Origin of the sequence: Thermomonas sp. (assembly GCF_047606765.1) — a bacterium.
In the GTDB taxonomy this organism is placed as follows: Bacteria; Pseudomonadota; Gammaproteobacteria; order Xanthomonadales; family Xanthomonadaceae; genus Thermomonas.
Map to the genome: position 1 here is coordinate 1 of NZ_JASGED010000134.1, position 7960 is coordinate 7960.

8 protein-coding genes are annotated in these 7960 nt (G+C 64.4%); 6 read left to right on the plus strand and 2 right to left on the minus strand.

The genetic code is table 11. The annotated features are described in order from the left end of the window. The 3 genes from QM612_RS12450 to recJ form a co-directional block, all read left to right on the plus strand. Window positions 1–544: hypothetical protein (locus QM612_RS12450; protein ID WP_415254205.1), on the plus strand; the 544-nt coding region annotated here is incomplete at its 5' end. Continuing rightward, a complete protein-coding gene (locus tag QM612_RS12455) occupies window positions 541–1455 on the plus strand; it encodes a phosphoglycerate mutase (protein ID WP_415254206.1) in 915 nt (304 codons plus the stop codon). The genes QM612_RS12450 and QM612_RS12455, both read left to right, overlap by 4 nt. Next, on the plus strand, window positions 1452–3137 hold the full coding sequence (gene recJ, locus QM612_RS12460; protein ID WP_415254207.1) for a single-stranded-DNA-specific exonuclease RecJ: 1686 nt from the start codon (window positions 1452–1454) through the stop codon (window positions 3135–3137). Before QM612_RS12455 ends, recJ begins: the two co-directional genes overlap by 4 nt. On the opposite strand, the gene QM612_RS12465 is transcribed toward recJ, so the two are convergent. Both QM612_RS12465 and QM612_RS12470 read right to left on the minus strand, forming a co-directional pair. Beyond that, window positions 3134–4117: a phosphatase PAP2 family protein gene (locus tag QM612_RS12465; protein ID WP_415254208.1), complete on the minus strand. Its 984-nt coding sequence runs from the start codon at window positions 4115–4117 to the stop codon at window positions 3134–3136. The two genes, recJ and QM612_RS12465, sit on opposite strands and share 4 nt — an antisense overlap. Further along, window positions 4110–5315, minus strand: a complete 1206-nt coding sequence (locus QM612_RS12470; protein WP_415254209.1) for an acyltransferase family protein — start codon at window positions 5313–5315, stop codon at window positions 4110–4112. The genes QM612_RS12465 and QM612_RS12470 overlap by 8 nt, the downstream gene beginning before the upstream one ends. Before the next feature lie 157 nt (window positions 5316–5472). Here QM612_RS12470 and QM612_RS12475 point away from each other — a divergent pair, with 157 nt between their 5' ends. From QM612_RS12475 to QM612_RS12485, 3 genes are all read left to right on the plus strand, one after another. Continuing rightward, window positions 5473–6378, plus strand: a complete 906-nt coding sequence (locus tag QM612_RS12475; RefSeq protein WP_415254210.1) for a LytTR family DNA-binding domain-containing protein — start codon at window positions 5473–5475, stop codon at window positions 6376–6378. 51 nt (window positions 6379–6429) lie between these two features. Beyond that, window positions 6430–7558 (plus strand): peptide chain release factor 2 gene (prfB, locus tag QM612_RS12480; RefSeq protein WP_415254211.1). Its coding sequence is split into 2 segments (ribosomal slippage): window positions 6430–6504 and window positions 6506–7558, totalling 1128 coding nucleotides; the frame shifts between segments, so codons are not numbered across the junction. 92 nt (window positions 7559–7650) lie between these two features. Next, window positions 7651–7960 (plus strand): OB-fold nucleic acid binding domain-containing protein (locus QM612_RS12485; RefSeq protein ID WP_415254212.1); only part of this gene is annotated, 310 nt, incomplete at its 3' end.

The following is a 7960-nucleotide window of genomic DNA, read 5'->3' on the forward strand; positions in this document are numbered from 1 at the left end:
CTTCCTCGTAGCCTGCGACCACTGCTTCGACATCGACCTGTTCATGCGTGATCCCCAATGGATCGGGTACATCAGCCCGCGCCTGAATGATCGTGTCGAAGCAGTGGTCGCAGGCTACGAGGAAGCGGCGGACTTCATCAAGCTCAGCCTGCCGGATGGCGAGATCGATTTCATTGTCCGCGGCTCCCTGCTTGGTCTCCCGGATGAGACCTCGAACGAAACGAGGCTGCCGCTGGAACCCGTCGCCGAGGTGCTGGCAAAAAAGCTGTTTTATCGGGGCTCGGCACTCACCCCGCGCGACCTGTTCGACTGGTGGGCAGTGGAGAACATGAAGCCGGAGCTTGTGCAGGAAGCGCAGATGGGGCGTCTGCTGGAAAGCAAGCGCCAGGGCATTCTCAATGCACTCGATCTGCTCCCGAGGTCGGCAGCGGCTGCGAAATTGTGGGACGGAATCCTTGCGCCTGACAAACCGGACATGGCTGATGTGGCTGCGTGGGGGCAGGATGCGCTGGGCCGATACCAACAGGCCAGGTACACGCCTTGATCCTCCTCCCGCCCACCACGCGCTTCGCCGGCATCGCGCTGCCACAGGCATTGGCGAAAGCGCTGGGGCGTGCGGATCGCAGCGCATCCGATGCGGGCGAGGAAGCACAGCTTGCGCGGCATTTCGATGTCATCCCGCGCCGCTGGCCGGCCGCGCCGCTGACCCGGCTGCTGGATTCAAGCGAGGAAGACGCGCGCCTGTCCGGCTGGCTGCGCGCCGATCCCGCCTACATCCGCCCCGACATCAACGGCGCGCGCCTGCTTGGCATCGGTGATGCGCTGGGCATCGACCCGTCCGATGTCGATGCCTTGCTGCCGGCACTGCGCCCGCTGTTTGGCGATGTTGGTTTCCCGCTGGATGCGCCGGTGCCGGGTCGCTGGTACCTGCGGCTGCCGCGCGAAGCCAAATTGCCCGCATTTGCATCGCCGGATGATGCGCTGGGCGAGGATGTGTTCGAACACATCCCTGACGGCGCAGAAGCGCGCCGCTGGCGGGCGCTGGCAAGCGAAGCGCAGGTGACCTTGCACAATCATCCGCACAATGCCGCGCGCATCGCCGCAGGCAAACCGCCGATCAATGCGCTGTGGTTCTGGGGCGGGGGCGTGATGCCTGACCACGCGGCCTGCAATTCCCCGACCGTGTTTTCGGATGATCCCCGACTGCATGGGCTGGCACGCATCGGTAATTTCACTGCCATGCCAGTGGCCAGCTTCAATGGATTCGATGCCGATGCGCTGATCGACCTGCGCGCACGCCGCGATGCGCGCGAACTGCTGGAGCGCTGGCTGTCGCCTGTCGTTGCCAGTGGCGGTGAACTCACGCTGGATTTTGCCGATGGCACGGCATTCACGTTGAAGCCGGGCCAGCGCTGGCGCTTCTGGCGGCGTCCGCTGCCGACACTGGCGGCATGAGCGCGGCACGCCGAATCCAGCGGCGCGAACCCTGCGCCGTCGATGGTGATTGGCCTGCGCAATGGCCCGATGTCCTGCGTCGCGTACACGCGGCGCGTGGCAGCGATGCGCGCACGGCGCAGCCGCGACTGGCCGACTTGCTGCCATTCAACGGATTGAAGGGCATCGACGATGCCGTCGCCCTGCTGCATGACGCGATCCAGCGTGATGCGCGCATCCTTGTGGTCGGTGATTTCGACTGCGACGGCGCAACTGCCTGCGCTGTCGGCGTGCGCGGGCTGTGCATGCTCGGCGCGAAGCAGGTGCTGCCAGCCGTGCCCAACCGCGTCGTGCATGGCTATGGGCTGACGCCGGGGCTGGTCGAGGAACTGGCCGGGTTGAAACCTGATTTGCTGGTGACGGTCGATCACGGCATCGCCTGCCATGCGGGCATCACGGCAGCGAAGGCGCGTGGCTGGCAGGTGCTGGTGACGGATCATCATTTGCCGGGCGCGATGCTGCCGGCTGCCGATGCCATCGTCGATCCCAACCAGCCTGGCTGCAGCTTCGCCAGCAAGGCGCTGGCTGGCGTCGGCGTGATGTTCTACGTATTGCTGGCACTGCGCGCGAAGCTGGGTGTGCAGGCCGATCTTGCGTCATTGCTTGATCTGGTCGCGGTCGGCACGGTGGCGGACATGGTGCCGCTGGACGCCAACAACCGTGCGCTGGTCGGCGCGGGCCTGCGTCGCCTGCGCGCAGGGCAGGGCTGCGCGGGACTGCGTGCCTTGATTGAAGTGTCGGGACGCAACGAAGCCACGCTCACCACCGCCGACATCGGCTACGCCATCGGCCCGCGCATCAATGCGGCGGGCAGGCTGGAAGACATGGGCATCGGCATCGCCTGCCTGCTGACCGACGATGCACGCCACGCACGCGAACTGGCATCCACCCTGCACGCCATCAACGAGGAACGCCGTGGCGTGCAGCAGCAGATGACCGACGAAGCCGAAGCCGCGCTTGCGCATTTGCCCGAAGCATCATCGCCATCGGTCTGCCTGTTCGATCCCGGCTGGCACCCCGGCGTGGTCGGCCTTGTGGCGTCGAAGCTGAAGGAACGCCTGCATCGCCCGGCGATTGCCTTTGCGCCTGCCGAACCCGGCAGCAGCATGCTGCGCGGCTCCGCGCGCTCGATTCCCGGCTTCCATATCCGCGATGCACTGGCGCAGGTGGATGCACGTCATCCGGGCCTGATCCCGCGCTTCGGCGGGCATGCGATGGCGGCGGGATTGAGTCTGGATGCAGAGGCGCTGCCCGCGTTCCGCGATGCCTTCGCGCAGGTCGCGGGGGAGTGGTTGTCAGCCGACATGCTCACCGACACCCTGCACAGCGATGGCGCGCTGGCTGCGGATGAAATCGGCATCGATACCGCCATTGCATTGCGCGATGGTGGTCATTGGGGGCAGGGCTACCCGGAGCCGCTGTTCGATGGCGAGTTTGAAGTCTTGAACTGGCGCGTGCTGAAGGAGCGCCACCTCAAGCTGGAACTTGCCAATGCCGGCAAGCGATTCAATGCCATCCACTTCGGCGGCTGGAATGGCGAGGAACCTGCGCAGCGCGTGCATATCGCCTATCGACTCGCGCCCGATGACTGGCGCGGTGGCGATGCGATCCAGTTGATCGTGGCGCACTGCGAACTGGCTTAGTCGGGCAAGCTTGCCTGCCGATACAGGCGCAGCATCTTCGCCACGTAGAACGTGCCAAAGATCGCAAGCGTGAACCCGAGCGCCGTCAGCACGAAGGCCATCGGATGCGCGTCATTCCAGCCAGCGGCCTGCGATGCGGATTTCAGCAATGCATTGACGCCGTACCCCATCACGAATGCCAGCAGCACGCGCAGGACACGACGCCCGATGCCGCTTTCATCGAGTTGACTGATTCGCGAGGCAAGGAACAGGCAGACCAGCACGCCCGCGAGCTGGCCGGCAGCATCTGGCGTCACAAACGGCAGGCGCAGCGACAACAGGAACAGGACGGCCACACAGGTGATGGCGATGCTCCACGCGCGTCGCCTTGGCGCAGGTGATTCCGAATGGATCGCACGCACGAACAGCCACGCCAGCCACACCGCAAGCGCGCCGACGACCCAGCCGCCCAGCACGTCGGCCAAGAAGTGCCGGCCTAGATACATGCGTGAGATGCCCATCAGCAGCGCCCAGCCCAGCGCGATGCCGAAGACCCATCGCCGCCGCGCACCGAAGAACAGCGCCAGCCCCAGTGCAAATGCCATCGCCGTGCTGGAATGCCCGCTGATGAAGCCGTAATCCATTTCGCCCGCTGCGCGCACCGTTTCGATCGCGTCATCGCTGGGCAAAGCCCAGAACGAATCCGCCGCGCCATCGGTCACCAGCGCATGCCCGCTCTCGCCCTTGTCCAGCACCCGAGCATCGACCTCGCTGGGGCGGGGCAGGCCGAAACCCAGCTTGGCGATGCCGGTGATCGTGCCGGCCAGCACGGACGCCGTCAGCACGCCTAGCGTTGGCCGCAACTTCACCCCGAACGCCAGCAGCAGGAAGGCCGCCATGTAGAAATCGAAAGTACCCAGCGTTGACACCAGCGTCATGAACGCCAGCAACCACGGTGCATCGAAGGTTTGCAGCCAGAGATGGGCGTCGGTTTCAAACATCGTGCAACTCGCGATGGGCGGAAGCGGTGAAAGATACAGGCTTGCGTGCCTTCAGCCCGAACAGCGGGCGTAGCCAGGCGATGCGGCGGATGAGTAGTTCGTGCAGCAGCACACAACCGGCTACGGTTCCCGACAGCACCAGCAGTGGTTCAAGCCACGGCCCAAGCTGCAGCGGTGCCAGCCAGAAGGCGAGAACGACAATCAACGTCTGGTGCAGGATGTACCAGGGAAACACGGCTTCGCTGCAATACGGCAGCCAGCGGAACGGACGATCCAGCAATATGCGCGCCCAGCCGAACAACGCCAGCAATGCCATCCATGTGTAGCTGGCGCGGGAGATGCGCTCAACCGCAGACCACGGAACATGCGATGCCCAATCGGGCATCGGCCCGGTCGGCGGATGACGGCCGAGCCAGCGCAGGCCCAGTTCCAGCGAGATCGCCAACAGCGCGACCAGCAGCGTGCGCCAACGCCAACGCACGATCCAGTTCCAGAAGATGGCGTTGGTTGCCAGCACATAGCCCAGCAGGAACAGCGGCAGCGATTCGGCGTGCACCGTCCAGTCGCCCAGCAGGGCATGGGTTTCCGGGAAGTGTGGCATCAGCCACAGCAGCACCGACGCCATCCACGCAACGGGAACGACCGCCAGCAGCCAACTGGCCACGGCGGAATGCGCTGGATGTTGCAGCCATGCCTGCACGCGCTTCAACACCGGCACGAGCGCCAGCAGCAACAGCGTGTACGGCCACAGGTAGGCCAGATACCACAAGTGGTTCCACGTGGGCGTGGTCAGGCACTGGCCGTCGCGGCAAAGGCCGTGTGTGAGGTAGAGCGGGTAGAAGTGCGGAAAGCTGCCGGTGTAGCCGTACTGCTGGGCGATCTGGAAAAACGTCTGCGGCGGTACGACCACCAGCATCCCGAAGAGCAGCGGCAGCAGCAGGCGCCAGCTGCGGGCGGCGGCGAAGCGCAGGCGTCGCGCTTCAATCCCGGCCAGTCCCAGCGCGATGCCGGAAATCATGAACAGCAGCGGCATCCGCCAGCGGTTCAGCGCGATCATCGGCCATTGCAGCCATTCGACCTGATAGGTACTTTTGACGTGGAAGTCCCAGTCCGCCACATAGACCATGCCCGCGTGGTAGAGGATCAAAAGACCGAAGGCGATCACGCGCAGGGCGTCGATATCGTGGCGTCGTTGCATGGGGCTGGGCTGGTGGCGGGACGCTGCAACTGTCATCGGTGCGATCAGTGGGTGCCACCGTAAGGTGCTGTCACGACAGGGCTTTGTGACCAGTCGAGGACTGGCAGTGACGAGTCGCAGGGCGACTTGCTGAAGCAGCGGCTTAGAATCCCTGTCGATGACAAAAGACATGCAGAGCGCAGCCAGTCGCGAACGTGACTTCTGGGCGCGGCACCTGCCGTGGCGGCGGCCTTTCGAGATACTGCTGTGGATCGCGGTGTTCGGGATCAGCGCCGCAATCAACACGTTCGTGACCCTGATCGATGCCGACCGCTACGGTCAGGCGTTGCCGTGGTGGCAACCGGCCACATGGGAAGGCAGCAGCGCGCTGGTCTCGATCCTGTTGCTGCCGCTGCTGCTCTGGTTTTGCGAGCGCTGGCCGCTGCATGCCGATACCTGGTTGCGGCGCTTGCCGGGCTACATCGCCGCAAGTCTTGTCTGGTCGCTGCTGCACGTGATCGGCATGGTGCTGCTGCGGATGATGATCTACGCCGCATTGGGCGAACGATACGATTTCGATTGGACGGTGGGCCTGCCCTATGAATATCTGAAGGATGCGCGCACCTTCGCCTCGATCGTGATCCTCGCCCACAGCTACCGCTGGCTGTGGCGACGCCTGCAAGGCGAAGCGAAGCTGTTCGACCCGCCAGATCAAGGACTGCCGCAAGTCGCCGAAGATGCGCAGGGCAGGCCGGACCGCTTCCTGATCCGCAAACTGGGCCGCGAGTTCCTGATCGCGGCAGCAGACATCGAATGGCTGCAAGCCTCCGGCAATTACGTGAACCTGCGCGTGCGCGGCCACGACTACCCGCTGCGCAGCACCATCGCCGGCATCGAGGCCAAGCTCGACCCGGCACGCTTCGTCCGCATCCACCGCAGCTACATCGCCAACATCGACCAGATCGCCTCCATCGAACCGCTGGATACCGGCGATGCCCGCGCCCACATGAAGGACGGCAGCACGCTGCCGGTCAGCCGCACCTGGCGCGCATCCCTGCGCCAGCGGCTGGGGCAGGAGGTTTGAACAGCCCGCAGCTGGTAAGATTCGCGACCGTTTCCGCGACATCTCCCACACATGATCGAACTCAATCCCATCCGAGCACGCATCGCCGACCTCACGGGCCGGCTGGATGCGCTCCGGGGGTATCTTTGACTACGACGCCAAGCGCGAGCGCCTGGAAGAAGTAGAACGCGAGCTGGAAAACCCGGACGTCTGGAACAATCCCGAACGCGCGCAGGCGCTGGGCCGCGAGCGTTCCATGCTGGACAAGACCGTCAACGGCATCCGCAACCTCACCGAAGGTCTGGTGGGCGCGGGCGAGTTGCTTGATCTTGCCGAGATGGAAAACGACGAGGACACCGCGCTTGCGGTCGTCGCCGACGTGGACGGTTTCCAGAAAGGCGTGGAGCAGATCGAGTTCCAGCGCATGTTCTCGGGCCAGATGGATGGCTGCAATGCCTTCGTCGATATCCAGGCCGGTGCCGGCGGCACCGAGGCGCAGGACTGGGCGGAAATGCTGCTGCGCATGTACCTGCGCTGGGCCGAGTCGCGCGGCTGGAAGGCCGAGTTGATGGAAGTCAGCGGTGGCGACGTGGCCGGCATCAAGTCCGCCACGTTCCGCGTCGAGGGCGACTATGCCTACGGCTGGCTGAAGACCGAGATCGGCGTGCATCGCCTGGTGCGCAAATCGCCGTTCGATTCCGACAACCGCCGCCACACCAGCTTCACCAGCGTGTTCGTGTCGCCGGAAGTCGATGACGACATCGATATCGAAATCAATCCCGCCGACCTCAAGACCGACGTCTATCGTTCCTCGGGCGCAGGCGGTCAGCACGTCAACAAGACCGAATCGGCGGTGCGCATTACCCACGTACCGACGAATACGGTGGTCGCCTGCCAGACCGAACGCAGCCAGCACGCCAACCGCGACCGCGCGATGAAGATGCTGAAAGCCAAGCTGTACGAGCTGGAAGTGCAGAAGCGCAACGCCGAGAAGGATGCGCTGGAAGCCACCAAGTCCGACATCGGCTGGGGCAGCCAGATCCGCAACTACGTGCTGGACCAGAGCAGGATCAAGGACCTGCGCACTGGTATCGAACGCAGTGATACCCAGAAAGTGCTGGACGGCGATCTGGACGAATTCGTGGAAGCCAGCCTGAAGTCCGGGCTGGAGGCCGGGGCGAAACGGATCGACGCGGCGTAGGGCTGTCATTCCGGCGCAAGCCGGAATCCAGTTTTTCGATTTGAACAACTTAAGGGCTGGATTCCGGCTTGCGCCGGAATGACGAGCAAAAAATGACCGATTCCAACACCCCACAAGCCGTTGACGAAAACCACCTGATCGCCGAGCGCCGCGCCAAGCTGGCCGCGCTGCGCGGGCAGGGCATTGCCTTCCCCAACGATTTCAAGCGTGCCGACTTCGCTGGTGACTTGCAGGCCGACTACATCAATGCCGACAAGTGGACGGCAGAAGCGCTGGAAGCGAGCAACCGCCGCGTCGCCATCGCCGGCCGCATCCTGGCCAAACGGGTGATGGGCAAGGCCGCATTCGCCACCGTGCAGGACATGAGCGGCAAACTGCAGTTGTTCCTGCAGGCGAACACGC